The sequence below is a fragment of the Shewanella sp. KJ2020 genome (assembly GCF_024197625.1).
In the GTDB taxonomy this organism is placed as follows: domain Bacteria; phylum Pseudomonadota; class Gammaproteobacteria; order Enterobacterales; family Shewanellaceae; genus Shewanella.
Genome location: NZ_JAKUKD010000002.1, coordinates 244,379 through 259,243 on the forward strand (window position 1 = coordinate 244,379; position 14,865 = coordinate 259,243).

Below are 14,865 nucleotides of genomic sequence, written 5' to 3' on the forward strand. Positions count from 1 at the left end.
GCCTCGGCAGAGACTGCTCAGTACGGAGTGTGTTATGAAGCTTCCTATCTATTTAGATTATGCCGCCACCACGCCTGTCGATCCGAGAGTCGCGGAAAAAATGTTCCAATATATGACTATGGACGGCATCTTTGGCAACCCCGCCTCCCGCTCACATCGCTATGGCTGGCAAGCTGAAGAAGCGGTGGATATCGCTCGCAACCAAGTGGCTGACTTAATTAATGCCGATCACCGTGAAATCGTGTTTACGTCTGGCGCAACTGAGTCAAACAACCTAGCAATCAAAGGCGTTGCGCATTTCTATAGTAAGAAAGGCAAACACATCATCACCAGCAAGACCGAACACAAAGCTGTGCTCGATACCTGTCGTCAACTCGAGCGTGAAGGCTTTGAAGTGACGTATTTGGAGCCAGCGGCAAACGGTATCATTCCGATGGAACGTTTAGCAGCGGCCATGCGTGATGACACTATTCTTGTCAGCATTATGCATGTCAACAACGAAATTGGCGTGATCCACGATGTGGATGCCATCGGTGAGCTATGCCGCTCAAAGGGCATTATTTTCCATATGGATGCGGCGCAAAGCGCGGGTAAACTGCCTATCGACGTGCAAGCTACTAAAGTGGATTTGATCTCGATTTCTGGCCACAAGATGTATGGCCCAAAAGGGATTGGCGCTTTGTATGTTCGCCGTAAACCTCGCATTCGCTTAGAAGCGCAAATGCACGGTGGTGGCCATGAGCGTGGTATGCGTAGCGGTACTTTGCCGACGCACCAAATCGTGGGCTTAGGTGAAGCCGCCGCGATTGCCAAAGCTGAAATGGCCTCCGATGATGCGCGTATCGGCGCATTGCGTGACAAATTATGGAATGGCATCAAACATATTGAAGAAACCTATATCAATGGCGATATGACACAGCGTGTGAGCGGTAGTCTTAACGTCAGCTTCAACTATGTTGAAGGTGAGTCATTGATGATGGCCTTAAAAGATTTAGCGGTTTCATCGGGTTCAGCCTGTACTTCGGCGAGCTTAGAGCCTAGCTACGTATTACGTGCACTGGGTTTAAACGATGAAATGGCCCATAGCTCGATTCGTTTCTCAATCGGCCGTTTCACAACGGAAGAAGAAATCGATCACGCTATCGAAGTTATTACTCAATCTATTGATAAATTAAGAGAAATGTCTCCATTGTGGGAGATGTTTAAAGATGGCATCGACCTGAACCAAGTTCAGTGGGCCCATCATTAATTCGACCATTTACGATAGATAATTTTGGAGCAGTACCATGGCTTACAGTGAAAAAGTGATAGATCATTATGAGAACCCACGTAACGTTGGTTCTTTCGACAAAAACGACCCTTCAGTCGTCACGGGTATGGTGGGAGCACCTGCCTGTGGTGACGTGATGAAACTGCAGCTGAAAATCGGCGCCGACGGTATTATCGAAGACGCTAAGTTTAAAACCTACGGTTGTGGTAGTGCGATTGCCTCTAGCTCACTGGTTACCGAGTGGGTGAAAGGGAAAACAATCGAGCAAGCGGCGGCGATTAAAAACACCGATATCGCTGAGGAATTAGCCTTACCACCGGTAAAAATCCATTGTTCTATTTTGGCGGAAGATGCCATTAAAGCGGCGATAGACGAGTATAAATCGAAGCAAGCTAAGTAACATCTGGAGTTAAGATGGCGATTACTATGACCCCAGCGGCAGCGGATCGTGTCAGATCTTTCTTAGCAAATCGAGGCAAGGGCATTGGCCTGCGCCTCGGCTTAAAGACTTCTGGCTGTTCTGGTATGGCTTATGTACTTGAGTTTGTTGATGCGCTGAATGATGACGATGAAGTCTTCGATGTGGATGGTGTCAAAATCATCATCGATGCGAAGAGCTTTATTTATCTGCAGGGTATCGAGCTGGATTTTATTAAGGAAGGCCTGAACGAAGGTTTCCAATTTAACAATCCTAACGCAAAAGGTGAGTGCGGTTGCGGTGAGAGTTTCACTGTTTAATTGCCGAATTGACGCATGAATTATTTCGAGCTATTTAAATTTTCCCCCGCCTTCGATATTGACACCGCTGTGCTTGCAGAACGCTATCGCGAACTGCAACGGGCGGTGCATCCCGATAAGTTTGCCAATGATACCGAGCAGCAAAAATTACTGTCGGTGCAACGTACTGCCCAAGTGAATGACGGTTATCAAACTTTAAAAGATCCCATTCGCCGCGCCGAGCATATGTTGGCGCTGCGTGGTATCGATTTAAGTCATGAAACCACCACAGTGAAAGATACCGCTTTTTTGATGCAGCAGATGGAATGGCGTGAAGCCCTAGAAGATATTCGCCATAGTGCCGATCCCCAAGAGAGCATCGATGAGCTGTATCAATCCTTTGCGCAGTATCGCGCTAAACTCACCCAGATTTTGACTCAACTGCTCCATAGCGGTAAAGACGAAGATGGCTTGTTAGCGGCAGATCAAGTTCGCAAACTCAAATTTATGGCAAAATTACACGACGAGTTGACCAGAGCCGAAGACGCTCTGTTAGATTAATTTTCGTGTTGATGTTATTTAGCCGACTCAGTTTTAACGGAGTCGGCGTTACTAAGTTGGATAAATATGGCCCTTTTGCAGATAGCTGAGCCCGGTCAAAGTGCCGCGCCACACCAACATAGACTTGCCGTTGGCATTGATTTAGGTACCACAAATTCGTTGGTCGCCGCGGTTCGAAGTGGCGAAACGGCAACCCTGCCGGACGAAGATGGACAGCATTCATTACCTTCCATCGTGCGTTATACCCAAGACACAGTCGAAGTCGGCGCCCTTGCGGCCCAAAGTTCGGCGCAGGATCCGCAAAACACTATCGTTTCGGTGAAGCGTTTTATGGGACGCAGTCTTGCGGATATCCAAGCGGGCGAACAATCATTCCCCTACGAGTTTGCCGAAAGCGAAAACGGTTTACCTTTATTTGTGACGCCGCAAGGCCAAGTGAATCCCGTACAAGTGTCGGCGGAGATTTTACGTCCGCTGATCGCCCGCGCTGAAAAAACCTTAGGCGGCGAACTGCAAGGTGTGGTGATAACCGTCCCCGCGTATTTCGACGATGCCCAGCGTCAAGGCACCAAAGATGCCGCATCTTTGCTGGGTGTTAAAGTTCTGCGTTTATTAAACGAACCCACAGCGGCTGCGATTGCCTATGGCTTAGATTCGAAGCAAGAGGGCGTAATTGCCATCTATGACTTAGGCGGTGGGACCTTCGATATTTCAATTTTGCGCTTGAATCGCGGCGTATTTGAAGTATTGGGCACAGGTGGTGATTCGGCCCTTGGTGGCGATGATTTCGACCATTTATTGCAAGCGCATATGCAACAGGTTTGGCAGCTTAGCGACATCGACTCACAATTAAGCCGTCAGCTGTTGATTGAATCACGTCGAGTCAAAGAAGCCTTAACGGATGCTGCAGAAACTGAAGCAAAAGTGATCCTTGCCGATGGCACTGAACTCACGCAAATCGTTACTAAAGCTGAATTTGATGCCATGATTTCGGCGTTGGTAAAGAAGACCATTGCCAGTTGTCGACGTACCCTAAGGGATGCGGGCGTAACGGCTGATGAAGTGTTAGAAACCGTGATGGTCGGCGGTTCAACCCGCGTGCCTTTGGTACGTGAACAAGTCGAAGCATTTTTTGGTAAACCACCGCTGACATCTATTGATCCCGACCGTGTTGTCGCCATTGGCGCGGCCATTCAAGCCGACATTTTGGTGGGCAATAAACCCGAATCTGATTTGTTATTGCTCGATGTGATCCCGTTGTCCCTAGGGATTGAAACCATGGGCGGTTTAGTGGAAAAAGTGGTTTCTCGCAACACCACGATTCCAGTAGCTCGCGCCCAAGAGTTTACCACCTTTAAGGATGGTCAAACTGCCATGGCCTTCCATGTGGTGCAGGGCGAGCGTGAGTTAGTCGATGATTGTCGCTCACTCGCACGCTTTACGCTTAAAGGCATTCCCCCGTTAGCTGCGGGTGCAGCGCATATTCGGGTCACCTTCCAAGTGGATGCCGATGGTTTACTCAGCGTGACCGCGATGGAGAAATCCACCGGTGTGCAGTCGAGTATTCAAGTTAAGCCCTCTTTTGGTTTATCGGATACCGAAATTGCCACTATGCTGAAGGATTCGATGAAGCATGCGAAAGAGGATATCGGTCGTCGTATGCTGGCCGAGCAGCAAGTGGAGGCGGCGAGGGTACTCGAGTCTTTACACGCCGCGTTAGCTAAGGATGGCGACTTGTTAACTGCCGATGAGCGTGGACAAATCGATGCGACTATGGCCAATGTGGCACAAGTGGCCGCGGGCGATGATGCCGATGCCATTAAACTCGCGATTGAACAACTGGATGAGCAAACCCAAGATTTTGCTGCCAGACGTATGGATAATTCTATTCGAGTGGCCTTCAAAGGCCAGTCAATTGACAACATATAGGTGATGTGATGCCCCAATTAGTCTTTCTTCCCCACGCAGAGTTGTGTCCTGACGGTGCAGTAGTGGAGGCGAATGTTGGTGAGACCATTCTTGATGTGGCGCTGCGTAATGGCATCAATATTGAGCATGCCTGTGAAAAGTCCTGTGCCTGCACGACTTGCCATTGTATTGTGCGTGAAGGTTTTGATGAGTTAGAACCCAGTGATGAACTCGAAGATGATATGCTGGACAAAGCTTGGGGGCTTGAGCCCGAGAGCCGTTTATCCTGTCAGGCAAAAGTGGTTGATGCTGATATGGTAATTGAAATCCCTAAATACACAGTTAATATGGTTAGCGAAGGAAATTAATCTCCTATATCGCTGATTTTATCGTCAAAAACCAGTCCAAGTGACTGGTTTTTGACTTATGGTGTAGCGCAATTGCACAGACCATAGTCGCTGTGATTGATTTATCCCGGCGCAGGCGTATTATGCGCTCAAAATGAAATGGTTGTCGGAGACCAGAATGAGAATCGCGATCCTATCGCAAGGGCCTGAGCTATATTCAACTAAGCGACTCGTTGAAGCTGCGACATTAGCTGGTCATGAAGTACAAGTGATCAATCCGCTTGAATGTTATATGAATATCAATATGCGTCAGTCGAGTATTCATATTGGCGGCCAAGAATTGCCGCCATTCGATGCGGTGATCCCACGCATTGGCGCTTCTATTACTTTCTATGGCTCGGCTGTGCTACGCCAATTTGAAATGATGGGCGTGTATGTGCTCAATGATTCCGTTGGGATTTCGCGCTCGCGGGATAAATTGCGATCTATGCAGTTGATGTCCCGCCGTGGAATTGGTTTGCCTATTACCGGTTTTGCCAATAAACCCAGTGATATCCCGGACTTAATCGATATGGTGGGTGGTGCTCCTCTAGTCATCAAATTACTCGAAGGCACCCAAGGCATTGGTGTGGTATTAGCCGAGACCCGTAAAGCGGCTGAGAGTGTGATTGAGGCCTTTATGGGCCTGAAAGCCAACATTATGGTGCAGGAATATATTAAAGAAGCCAATGGCGCCGATATCCGCTGTTTTGTGCTGGGCGATAAAGTGATTGCGGCGATGAAACGTCAAGCTATGCCCGGCGAGTTTCGTTCTAATTTGCACCGGGGTGGCACGGCAAGCTTAGTCAAACTCACGCCCGAAGAGCGTTCGGTCGCGATCCGCGCGGCAAAAACGATGGGATTGAATGTCGCAGGGGTGGATTTGCTACGTTCTAATCATGGTCCTGTTGTTATGGAGGTCAACTCATCCCCAGGGCTTGAGGGCATTGAAGGGGCAACCACTAAAGATGTAGCGGGTGCCATCATTGAGTTTGTTGAAAAAAATGTGTCTAAAGTGAAGAAAATCACCCAAGCACAGGGATAGGTTATTTTAGGTTTTCACTGTATTGATTACACTCAGATCGCATAGGGGGGAACAATGAAATTAAAATGGATAGATTCCTTGGATATTGCATTGGAATTACTCGAGAAACATCCCGATGTTGACCCCCATAAACTGCATTTCACTGAGTTATATGAATGGGTGTTAGCCTTAAATGATTTTGATGATGACCCAAAGCATTGTAATGAACGTATTTTGGAAGCGATTCAGCAATGTTGGATCGAAGAGAAGTAGCGCGCAATCTTGGTTAAGTCATCTTGTCCAAGGGGTAATACAAGAGAGTGATTTATGTCACGTTTCGGGTTGATTGAAATGAGATTTTTGCGAGAGTTTGATCGTTATCAAATTCATTTCGAGTGAATAACGTACCTTGTTACTCATTGGTTAAGTTCGTTCATTGCTTAACTTATTTTTCGCTACCGCAAGGATGTTCACATGAAACTTTTGCTTGTATTGCTATTTACCCTATTACCTACAATGGCTTGGGCACATCCGGGGCATGGCGGCGTAGGTTTATTTCATCACCTACTCGATTTTGCACCTGCAATTATTTTAGTTGCGCTGTTGGCATGGGCCGGTGTGTGGGCTAAAAACAGAAAGTAATCTTTTCGGCATAAATTAGATTATTTTTATAACGCCAGCATAGGCTTAGCTTTATGCTGGCGTTTTTCGTGGGATCAAGCTGATTACAAATCAAGCCAATGTGCGCAATATCTCAGACTTATTTGCTATAAAGATAGGATTTAGTTTTGAAATTTCGTATAATCCGCGCGAATTTTTCAAACTTGCTGACAAAGGAAGCTAGTTATGGCGATCGAACGCACATTTTCTATTATCAAGCCTGATGCTGTTGCAAAAAACCACATCGGTGCTATCTACAATCGTTTTGAAACTGCTGGTCTTAAGATCGTTGCAGCTAAAATGTTACACCTGACTAAAGAACAAGCCGAAGGTTTCTATGCTGAGCATAGCGAGCGTGGCTTCTTTGGTGCTCTGGTTGCATTTATGACTTCTGGCCCAATCATGGTTCAAGTCTTAGAAGGCGAAAACGCTGTTTTAGCTCACCGTGAAATTTTAGGTGCAACTAACCCAGCTCAAGCGGCTCCTGGTACTATCCGCGCCGATTTCGCTGAAAGCATCGACGAAAACGCTGCACACGGTTCAGACGCTGTTGAATCTGCCGCCCGTGAAATTGCTTATTTCTTCAGTGCTGAAGAACTGTGTCCACGTACTCGTTAATCTGAGTACTAAGACTAAAGAAGGGAGCCTTATGGCTCCTTTTTTATTGCCTTGGGAAAGTTGATGGCAATCGGCGCTACCGACCCAGATAAAGTTAATGTTAGCGTGAATTATAATATACTGATTTGGTTGTAATTTTTATAGAGCGCAAAAATTTTTGTCATTTGACTTGAAATTCTACCTCCTGTCCTTATATCTGTTTTGGGATCGCTCGATGAGGCTCCCGATGTGAATTCTGTGCCGTAAGGACAGAAAGAGTAACAGGGCGAGACAGTATAAAAGTGTTTTCATTGTGAAAACCGTCCGCCGAATTTCCATATTGCTTAAGACAAGGATATGAATATGCGTAGCTATGATTTAACTCCACTTTACCGCAGTGCCATTGGTTTCGATCGTTTAGCACAGTTAGCGGAACATGCCGCAGCGAATAATGGTAACTCAGGTTATCCTCCCTATAACATTGAACTCCTTGGCGAAAATCGCTATCGGATCACTATGGCTGTCGCAGGGTTTTCGATGGAAGAACTTGAGATCAGCAGTGAAGGCGAAAAGTTATTGGTAAAAGGCAATAAAGCCGAAAGCCAAACCGAGCGTAAATACCTGTATCAAGGTATTGCCGAACGTGGGTTTGAGCGCACTTTCCAGTTAGCGGACTATGTCACCGTGCTGGGCGCAAGTTTAGAAAATGGTTTGCTGAACATTGACTTAGTGCGGGAGATCCCTGAAGCATTAAAACCACGCAAGATTGAGATCACTTCATCACGTTTATTAGATAACCAATCTTAATCGCTCGCGGATGGTTAATATGAAAAGGGGAGCTTAATGCTCCCCTTAATTTATGTTGATGTTTAACCTTAGGCTTTCATGGCTTTCTCGCCGCGGGCAAGGCCCACAACCCCCGAGCGTGACACTTCGACCACTTTAGTCACTTCACCCATGGCATGGATAAAGGCATCGAGTTTTTCGGTGGTGCCCACCAATTGGATGGTATAGAGATTGGCTGTGACATCGACGATTTGGCCGCGGAAGATATCAGCGGTGCGCTTAATTTCCTCCCTAAACTCACCTTGGGCACGGACCTTCACTAGGGCGAGTTCTCGCTCTATGTAGGCCGACTCTGTGATGTTGGATACCTTGAGCACATCGATCAATTTGTGCAGTTGTTTCTCGATTTGTTCGAGGACCATTTCATCGGCAACCACGGTAATATTAAGGCGTGACAGCGTATTATCATCGGTTGGGGCGACTGTCAGGCTTTCAATATTATAGCCACGTTGTGAAAATAGCCCGACAACACGTGAAAGGGCGCCGGATTGGTTTTCTAATAAAACAGATATAATTCGACGCATTAGCATTTCTCCGTCTTGCTGAGCCACATTTCATTCATCGCGCCACCACGGATCAACATTGGATACACGTGCTCTGTTTCATCTACCATGATGTCGATAAACACCAGTCTGTTCTTCATGGCGAGGGCTTCGGCCATCTTAGATTCAAGCTCGGCGGGATCGCTAATCGTCATGCCAACATGGCCATAGGCTTCGGCAATTTTGGCAAAATTAGGCACTGAATCCATATAGGAATGGGAATGGCGACCTGAGTAGATCATATCCTGCCATTGCTTTACCATCCCGAGGAAACGGTTGTTTAAGTTGATAATTTTAACTGGGATATCATATTGCAGAGCGGTTGATAGCTCTTGAATATTCATCTGGATTGAGCCATCTCCCGTGACACACACCACGGTTTCATCGGGCATGGCGAATTTTACGCCCATTGCCGCAGGCAAACCAAAGCCCATGGTGCCTAAACCCCCAGAGTTTATCCAGCGGCGCGGCTTATCGAAGGGATAGTAGAGCGCGGCAAACATTTGATGTTGGCCCACATCTGAGGCGACATAGGCATCGCCATTGGTGAGCTTGTATAAGGTTTCAATCACTTGCTGCGGCTTAATACGACCACTGTCTTTGTCATAGGCCAGAGATTGGCGAGCACGCCACTGGGCGATTTGCTGCCACCATTGGTTCAATGCTTCGGCGTCATTATGCTCATCGGATTCATCGAGGAGGGCTAGCATGCTGTCGAGCACACTGTCTGCGGAGCCGACAATGGGGATATCTACCCGTACGGTTTTGGAAATTGAAGACGGATCGATATCTATATGTAAAATAGTGGCGTTAGGGCAATATTTCTCGACATTATTGGTGGTTCTGTCATCGAAACGCACGCCAATCCCAAAGATTAAGTCGCAGTTATGCATGGTCATATTGGCTTCATATCGACCGTGCATACCAAGCATACCTAAGCTGTTTTTGTGGGTGCTAGGAAAAGCGCCAAGCCCCATTAAGGTGCTGACGACGGGGATGTTCAGTCTTTCTGCTAACTTAAGGATTTGTTTATCACTGCCAGAGATAATGGCGCCACCACCGACGTAGAGTACGGGCTTTTTCGCGGCGAGTAGGGCCTGTAACCCTCGGCGGATCTGGCCTTTATGCCCCGATGTGGTCGGATTATAGGAGCGCATTTTGACGCTATCAGGGTAAATATATTCGTGTAGCAGGGCCGGATTTAAACAATCCTTGGGTAGATCGACAACCACAGGACCGGGGCGACCAGTGGAGGCGATATAAAACGCTTTTTTAATGATCTCAGGGATTTGAGTCGGATCTTGTACTAAAAAGCTGTGTTTCACCACCGGGCGGGAGATGCCTATCATATCGCATTCTTGGAAGGCATCATTACCGATCAAATTGCTTGGAACCTGGCCAGACAAGACAACCAGTGGGATGGAATCCATATAAGCGGTGGCGATACCAGTAATGGCATTGGTGGCACCCGGACCTGAGGTGACTAATACCACGCCCACTTTACCCGTGGCGCGGGCATAGCCATCGGCCATATGTACGGCGGCTTGTTCATGGCGAACGAGTATATGTTCAATTCCGGGGATAAGGTGCAGGGCGTCGTAGATATCTAACACTGAGCCGCCAGGATAACCAAATATGTGCTTTACACCCTCGTCGATCAAGGATCGCACTATCATACTGGCGCCGGATAACTTTTCCATGTGGAAACTCCTATTGCTATAGTACCGTTACGGTAAACAGTATTGTGTTACAGCGACGGTAATCGCTCTAAAAATAAGCCTGAAGGGTAATTCAGACTCCGATTGCTGAACTTAGGCCATAAAGCGCTAAGTGACTCATCCCTTTGGATGCAGCAGCTGTTGCAATGAACAGATTTTCATCATATTCAAAAAAAACAACATATCAAGCCTTTTATGTAAAAAATAACCAACTTGAAACTTTTTCATCTTTGCATGACGAGGAACAAGCAGAAATAGCCAGGTAATTTAGAACGCTTGATAGTCTTATATTATATTTTTCATATTGTTAGATGCTTAAATAGCAAAAACGGCACTATAAGTGCCGTTTTTGCGTGGGATGCTAAATAAGTAGCGGCTTAATTAGTTGTTTGCCGTATCTTTTGGCTGTCTCTGGTGTTTTGGGCGATTAAATTGGCAAATCCCAACCAAGAGCACCGCACCTAACATCAATGCAGAGAAGGGCACGGCGGTGCCGTTATAAAACACCGCGAGTAAGGGGCCCGCAAGTGCGCCAAAGCCAAATCTTAGGGTTCCGATAACGGCGGTTGCTGTGCCTGTCTCTTGCTTAAACTTCATTAACACTATGGCATCGGCATTGACCGACATTATCCCTAGGCTTCCCATCAGGGGTATGAGCATAAGCACAGTAAAGTGATAGCTCATATCCAACAGGTTTACGGTTAATAAACCAACCCCTGCAATAGTCCCAAAGAAGGTCGAGACATGTAACATCCGCAGCGAACCATAGCGACTGACAATGCGGGTATTGATAATATTGGCTAGCATCAGGGCGCCAACATTGATGCTGAATAAAATGGCAAATAAGGACTTATCTAAGGAGAACACTTCCATATAAACAAAGGGGGAGGCGGTGAGATAGCAGAAAAATGCGAAGGAGGTCAACACTCCGCTGGCAATATTGAGTTTAACCCCGGGGCGGGAAAATACGGTCGCATAGGCCCCAAGAAAGGACTTTTGGCTGCGGGTATTGAGATCTTTATCACTGGGCATTTTCAGCAGAATTAGCACCAAAAATAATAGCAGCAAGGCATAGGCCGATTGAATGAAAAAAATCAGGTGCCATTCACCTAACTCTAAAATTAGGCTGCCAATACTCGGTGCGAGTAATGGGGCTAACATCATGATAAGGCTGACGTAAGACATGCCCTTAGCCGTGTTGTCGCCATAGACTTCTTTGATATAACCAGGCACAACGACTGTCGCAGCGGCACCGATAAAGGCTTGCAAAAAGCGCAGTACCAGAAATACTTCAACCTCCTGTGCTAATCCAATCAATAGGCTTATCAACATAAAGCCAGTCAGGCCCATAATGACCATAGGCCGGCGTCCAATACGGTCGGCTAATGGCCCAAAACACAACATACCTAGGGCATAACCGCCTAAATAGAGGCTTAAGGATTGCTGCACTGTCGTGATATCGGTGTGAAAGCTTTGCGCCAATGTCGCCATGGCGGGTAAATACATGTCGATAGCCAAAGGCGTGATCGCCACTATGGCGGCGAGCATAGGAATAAGCAGCGCGAGATGGGGAATAGGTCTGTTGCTAGTCGCAGAATGTGTTGGCTGTGATTGTGGGTCCACTGTTACCTCGGGTGGCGAAAGAATTGAAAGAGCCTGCTCTGTGTTGCGCCTTGTGTTCCAAATTGTACTAGGACAATCTACTCAATAGTCCATCCCCTTAAATAATTCGAATTTGCAATCCTTGTGACATTGCAAAGGGGTATTGGGATGGGGTTGAGTACAAAGAGGTGACTACTTCGATCAATATGTTGTGCATATTGCTAATGTATAACCAGCGTATATCACAAATGCATATCGCAGACGCATATCACGAAAGAGCTTAGGCAATAGCATAGTAAAGTGCTCGGACAAATAAACCAATCTTGATGACGGGATCTTTACACTTAAATTGTAACGAAAATAAATTTGGGCAAAAACTTTATGCCTTTATCGGCCTAGAACGTACCTCGGGCTTTATGATTTATGATGTGACTAACCCCTTCAATGTGCAATTTGTTGACTATGTGGTCAACCGTGACTTTGAGGTGGACTTCACCATAGATACTGACACTGGCGAAGTGAAAAGTGATGCGAGTTTAGCGGGGGGATTTAGGCCCAGAAGGGATGAAGTTTGTGAGTGCCGATAAGAGCCCGAATAGTCAGCCTTTATTAATCACAGGTAATGAAGTCAGCGGCACAACCAGTGCCTACCAGATTAAAGTGCAGTGATTATCAAGTGCAGTGATTATAAATTCAAAACGATCATAGATGTGGATTTCATAAGGTATGAGGTGTTGTTTACCTGTATCTAACTGCGATTAGTGTGAAACCAACGCCAGAGCACTTCTCTGGCGTTTTTATTGGTTGGTTTGAAACTGGTTGATCGCTAAAAATTACACCACTGAATAGGCATTTTGCATTAGGGTCTGGCAAGTCGATTCGATGCAATCTAATGCGTGTTGAAATTGGGCTTCATTTTCGGCGCCCCCTAGGCTTAAACGAATACAATTATCGTGACAGTTGAAGTCATCACCGTTGCGGATCAGCACGCCTTTGGCCGCGAGTGCAGTTACTAAATGATGGGCTTTCAGATCTTCAGGTAATTGCAACCAACCATTTAAGCCACGCCATCTCTGTGTTAACCCAAGGCGTTGCCCCATGGCGATGCAAAGGTTTTGCCGCTGACGCACTATGGCATCCCTATTGGCTGTGATCTGGCCCTTCTTAATCAGCAGGCAGGCAATTTCCACATTAAGGGGCGACACCATCCAGCACTGGCTGTGGATAGCCAATCGAATGGGGGCAATAAGGGCTTCTGGGACTAACATAAATCCTTGCCTTAAGCCTCCGGAGAACAACTTAGAGAGGCTTGAAATATAAATGACCCTTGGAATGTCTAAGTCCTTCGCCAATTGCCACAGCGGGGTATGCCATTCCTCGGGTAAGCAATAATTGACATCATCTTCAATAATATAAAATTGATATTGCTGGGCAAGATCTAGGAGTTTTAGCCTCTGTTCATCACTGTATTGGATGCAGGTGGGATTTTGATTATTGAGGGTGAGGTACACAAGCCGAGGTTGGTGAATTTGCACTAGAGCTTCAAAGCGTGCCAGTTCTAGGCCGTCAGTTGTGAGGGGGACACCAATGCTATTTATCCCTAATTGCTTCGCACAAATGCGCACCCCGGGATAACTATATTGCTCGTGCAATAACACATCGCCCTTAGATAACAAGGCGTTCAAGCAGGCGAAGATAGCCTGTTGACCGCCGTGGGTGAAGACAAGCTGCTCCACACTCTGCTCGATTCCCCGTTGATTGAGCCATTGGTGAAAAACCTGCTGGTGTTGATCCAATGGATTGGCGCGATAACCCAACAATTGGCTCAATTTAGTGGGATCTTTCGCTAATTGGCTAAGGCAATCACTTAGGGTACTGATTTGATCCGTAAGAGGTTGTTGGCAGGTCGCCATATTGAGCTGTGCATGGCCAAACTCTGTGACAGGGGAGGCATTGACATAGGTGCCATCGCCAATCCTCGCCTCTACATAACCCCGTTGCTCCGCGAGTGCGTAGGCGCGGGTGACAGTGCCAATCGTAATACCTAATGCATCGGCTAAGCGGCGTTGCGGCGGTAATTTGCAGCCGTGGGGCAAGTTTTTCTGCAAGATCCCTTGCTCTATCGCACTGACTAAGCGCTGATATTTAGGACCAGAAAAAGCGGTTAGGTCTGGTGTCCAAATTGTACCCATGACAATAAATCCATTGATCTCTAATATTCGCAGTATATTATTCATTGCATCGTTTCGTGTCAATTAATGTATGCATACAATTTTAAGGGTGACTATGGATTTTCAATTTTTATACCAAGCACAGCTCTGGACGTTAATGGCTTCTGCGGCATTGTTTTGCGCCACTATGACGATGACACCTGGGCCAAATAATATTTTGCTGGCCAGTTCAGGGGCGCATTTTGGTGTATTGCGAACTGTGCCCCATATTGCGGGGATCCGCTTAGGTTCAACCTCTTTGCATTTAGCCGTGCTCCTCGGGCTTGGCGCGCTGTTTGAAGCTTTACCCGTTTTACATCAAGTGCTTAAATATTTCGCCTTGGTTTATTTATTGTATTTAGCCTACCGCCTAGTGACCTCTCCGGTGAGCGCTGCCCATTTAGATGAGGGTCGCAAGCCGATGACTTTGATAGAAGCGGCCTTGTTTCAATGGATTAATCCTAAGTCTTGGATGTCGACTATTACTCTTTGTAGCGCATTCACATTAGGGGGCGATGGTTTTTGGTTGAGTGCATTGCTTGGCGTCGTCGTGTTTAATTTGGTTGGGTTTCCCGCTTCCTTTACATGGGTGTTTGTGGGCGCCGCGATCAGCAAAAAGTTGAATACAGATAAACGTCGCCGTGGTTTTAATTGGTTTATGGGGAGTTTATTGCTCGTCTCTTTACCGATGATTTTGCGTTAAGAGGGGGCTAACACCCTAAAAATATTATCGTAAACGGACTCGCGTAATGATTGGCTTTATGTCATAACCAACATAATATTGGTGGCTTTTTTACATGTTGGCCCTTAGGGTCTTCATTGTA

The 14,865-nt window shown here is 46.7% G+C and carries 16 protein-coding genes and 1 pseudogene; 13 read left to right on the top strand and 4 right to left on the bottom strand.

All coding sequences use genetic code 11. The features are described from left to right. Nucleotides 1-34 precede the first annotated feature (34 nt). The 11 genes from MJO46_RS01340 to MJO46_RS01390 all read left to right on the top strand — a co-directional run bounded on the left by MJO46_RS01340 (nucleotide 35) and on the right by MJO46_RS01390 (nucleotide 7,930). Nucleotides 35-1,249: an IscS subfamily cysteine desulfurase gene (locus tag MJO46_RS01340; protein WP_253987778.1), complete on the top strand. Its 1,215-nt coding sequence runs from the start codon at nucleotides 35-37 to the stop codon at nucleotides 1,247-1,249. Nucleotides 1,250-1,286: 37 nt separating this feature from the next. Continuing rightward, nucleotides 1,287-1,670 (top strand): Fe-S cluster assembly scaffold IscU, encoded by a 384-nt coding sequence (gene iscU / locus MJO46_RS01345; RefSeq protein WP_011072277.1) that lies wholly within the window; start codon nucleotides 1,287-1,289, stop codon nucleotides 1,668-1,670. A gap of 14 nt (nucleotides 1,671-1,684) precedes the next feature. Beyond that, nucleotides 1,685-2,008 carry an iron-sulfur cluster assembly protein IscA gene (iscA, locus tag MJO46_RS01350; RefSeq protein ID WP_037458609.1) on the top strand — a complete coding sequence of 108 codons (324 nt, stop codon included), beginning with the start codon at nucleotides 1,685-1,687 and terminating at the stop codon, nucleotides 2,006-2,008. A 15-nt stretch (nucleotides 2,009-2,023) separates the two neighbouring features. Then, complete coding sequence (gene hscB / locus MJO46_RS01355; protein WP_253987779.1) at nucleotides 2,024-2,548, top strand: co-chaperone HscB; 525 nt, start codon at nucleotides 2,024-2,026, stop codon at nucleotides 2,546-2,548. Nucleotides 2,549-2,614: 66 nt separating this feature from the next. Beyond that, nucleotides 2,615-4,477, top strand: a complete 1,863-nt coding sequence (gene hscA / locus MJO46_RS01360) for a Fe-S protein assembly chaperone HscA (RefSeq protein ID WP_253987780.1) — start codon at nucleotides 2,615-2,617, stop codon at nucleotides 4,475-4,477. An 8-nt stretch (nucleotides 4,478-4,485) separates the two neighbouring features. Continuing rightward, the gene (gene fdx / locus MJO46_RS01365; protein WP_037458606.1) at nucleotides 4,486-4,824 is read left to right on the top strand and encodes an ISC system 2Fe-2S type ferredoxin; all 339 of its coding nucleotides are present in this window, start codon (nucleotides 4,486-4,488) and stop codon (nucleotides 4,822-4,824) included. Nucleotides 4,825-4,981: 157 nt separating this feature from the next. Further along, nucleotides 4,982-5,887, top strand: coding sequence for a 30S ribosomal protein S6--L-glutamate ligase (rimK, locus tag MJO46_RS01370; protein ID WP_253987781.1), 906 nt, complete (start codon nucleotides 4,982-4,984; stop codon nucleotides 5,885-5,887). A gap of 54 nt (nucleotides 5,888-5,941) precedes the next feature. Beyond that, a complete protein-coding gene (gene iscX / locus MJO46_RS01375; RefSeq protein WP_198783278.1) occupies nucleotides 5,942-6,139 on the top strand; it encodes a Fe-S cluster assembly protein IscX in 198 nt (65 codons plus the stop codon). A 201-nt stretch (nucleotides 6,140-6,340) separates the two neighbouring features. Next, nucleotides 6,341-6,508: a hypothetical protein gene (locus MJO46_RS01380; protein ID WP_198783279.1), complete on the top strand. Its 168-nt coding sequence runs from the start codon at nucleotides 6,341-6,343 to the stop codon at nucleotides 6,506-6,508. Between the two features lie 204 nt (nucleotides 6,509-6,712). Further along, nucleotides 6,713-7,144 carry a nucleoside-diphosphate kinase gene (gene ndk / locus MJO46_RS01385; protein WP_011789197.1) on the top strand — a complete coding sequence of 144 codons (432 nt, stop codon included), beginning with the start codon at nucleotides 6,713-6,715 and terminating at the stop codon, nucleotides 7,142-7,144. Nucleotides 7,145-7,486: 342 nt separating this feature from the next. Continuing rightward, the gene (locus MJO46_RS01390) at nucleotides 7,487-7,930 is read left to right on the top strand and encodes an Hsp20 family protein (RefSeq protein WP_198783280.1); all 444 of its coding nucleotides are present in this window, start codon (nucleotides 7,487-7,489) and stop codon (nucleotides 7,928-7,930) included. Nucleotides 7,931-7,998: 68 nt separating this feature from the next. Here MJO46_RS01390 and ilvN read toward each other — a convergent pair whose 3' ends face one another. From ilvN to MJO46_RS01405, 3 genes are all read right to left on the bottom strand, one after another. After that, nucleotides 7,999-8,493 carry an acetolactate synthase small subunit gene (gene ilvN / locus MJO46_RS01395; protein WP_007648174.1) on the bottom strand — a complete coding sequence of 165 codons (495 nt, stop codon included), beginning with the start codon at nucleotides 8,491-8,493 and terminating at the stop codon, nucleotides 7,999-8,001. Further along, a complete protein-coding gene (locus tag MJO46_RS01400) occupies nucleotides 8,493-10,211 on the bottom strand; it encodes an acetolactate synthase 3 large subunit (RefSeq protein ID WP_253987782.1) in 1,719 nt (572 codons plus the stop codon). The genes ilvN and MJO46_RS01400 overlap by 1 nt, the downstream gene beginning before the upstream one ends. Nucleotides 10,212-10,610: 399 nt before the next feature. Further along, complete coding sequence (locus MJO46_RS01405; protein WP_253987783.1) at nucleotides 10,611-11,852, bottom strand: multidrug effflux MFS transporter; 1,242 nt, start codon at nucleotides 11,850-11,852, stop codon at nucleotides 10,611-10,613. Between the two features lie 347 nt (nucleotides 11,853-12,199). On the opposite strand from MJO46_RS01405, the pseudogene MJO46_RS01410 reads away from it, so the two are divergent. After that, nucleotides 12,200-12,500 (top strand): annotated as a pseudogene (locus MJO46_RS01410) (alkaline phosphatase); the annotation flags it as partial. A 164-nt stretch (nucleotides 12,501-12,664) separates the two neighbouring features. Here MJO46_RS01410 and MJO46_RS01415 read toward each other — a convergent pair. After that, nucleotides 12,665-14,023, bottom strand: a complete 1,359-nt coding sequence (locus MJO46_RS01415) for a PLP-dependent aminotransferase family protein (protein WP_253987784.1) — start codon at nucleotides 14,021-14,023, stop codon at nucleotides 12,665-12,667. A gap of 94 nt (nucleotides 14,024-14,117) precedes the next feature. Between MJO46_RS01415 and MJO46_RS01420 the strand changes: the two genes are divergently transcribed. Beyond that, nucleotides 14,118-14,744 carry a LysE family translocator gene (locus MJO46_RS01420; RefSeq protein ID WP_253987785.1) on the top strand — a complete coding sequence of 209 codons (627 nt, stop codon included), beginning with the start codon at nucleotides 14,118-14,120 and terminating at the stop codon, nucleotides 14,742-14,744. Nucleotides 14,745-14,865 lie beyond the last annotated feature (121 nt).

Bases quoted from the DNA above. Each gene is read 5' to 3' on its own strand.
- iscX (WP_198783278.1), top strand. From the start codon at position 5,942: ATGAAATTAAAATGGATAGATTCCTTGGATATTGCATTGGAATTACTC.
- ndk (WP_011789197.1), top strand. From the start codon at position 6,713: ATGGCGATCGAACGCACATTTTCTATTATCAAGCCTGATGCTGTTGCA.
- rimK (WP_253987781.1), top strand. From the start codon at position 4,982: ATGAGAATCGCGATCCTATCGCAAGGGCCTGAGCTATATTCAACTAAG.
- MJO46_RS01415 (WP_253987784.1), bottom strand. From the start codon at position 14,023: ATGGGTACAATTTGGACACCAGACCTAACCGCTTTTTCTGGTCCTAAA.
- MJO46_RS01420 (WP_253987785.1), top strand. From the start codon at position 14,118: ATGGATTTTCAATTTTTATACCAAGCACAGCTCTGGACGTTAATGGCT.
- fdx (WP_037458606.1), top strand. From the start codon at position 4,486: ATGCCCCAATTAGTCTTTCTTCCCCACGCAGAGTTGTGTCCTGACGGT.
- iscA (WP_037458609.1), top strand. From the start codon at position 1,685: ATGGCGATTACTATGACCCCAGCGGCAGCGGATCGTGTCAGATCTTTC.
- MJO46_RS01390 (WP_198783280.1), top strand. From the start codon at position 7,487: ATGCGTAGCTATGATTTAACTCCACTTTACCGCAGTGCCATTGGTTTC.
- iscU (WP_011072277.1), top strand. From the start codon at position 1,287: ATGGCTTACAGTGAAAAAGTGATAGATCATTATGAGAACCCACGTAAC.
- MJO46_RS01340 (WP_253987778.1), top strand. From the start codon at position 35: ATGAAGCTTCCTATCTATTTAGATTATGCCGCCACCACGCCTGTCGAT.
- hscA (WP_253987780.1), top strand. From the start codon at position 2,615: ATGGCCCTTTTGCAGATAGCTGAGCCCGGTCAAAGTGCCGCGCCACAC.
- MJO46_RS01380 (WP_198783279.1), top strand. From the start codon at position 6,341: ATGAAACTTTTGCTTGTATTGCTATTTACCCTATTACCTACAATGGCT.
- ilvN (WP_007648174.1), bottom strand. From the start codon at position 8,493: ATGCGTCGAATTATATCTGTTTTATTAGAAAACCAATCCGGCGCCCTT.
- hscB (WP_253987779.1), top strand. From the start codon at position 2,024: ATGAATTATTTCGAGCTATTTAAATTTTCCCCCGCCTTCGATATTGAC.
- MJO46_RS01400 (WP_253987782.1), bottom strand. From the start codon at position 10,211: ATGGAAAAGTTATCCGGCGCCAGTATGATAGTGCGATCCTTGATCGAC.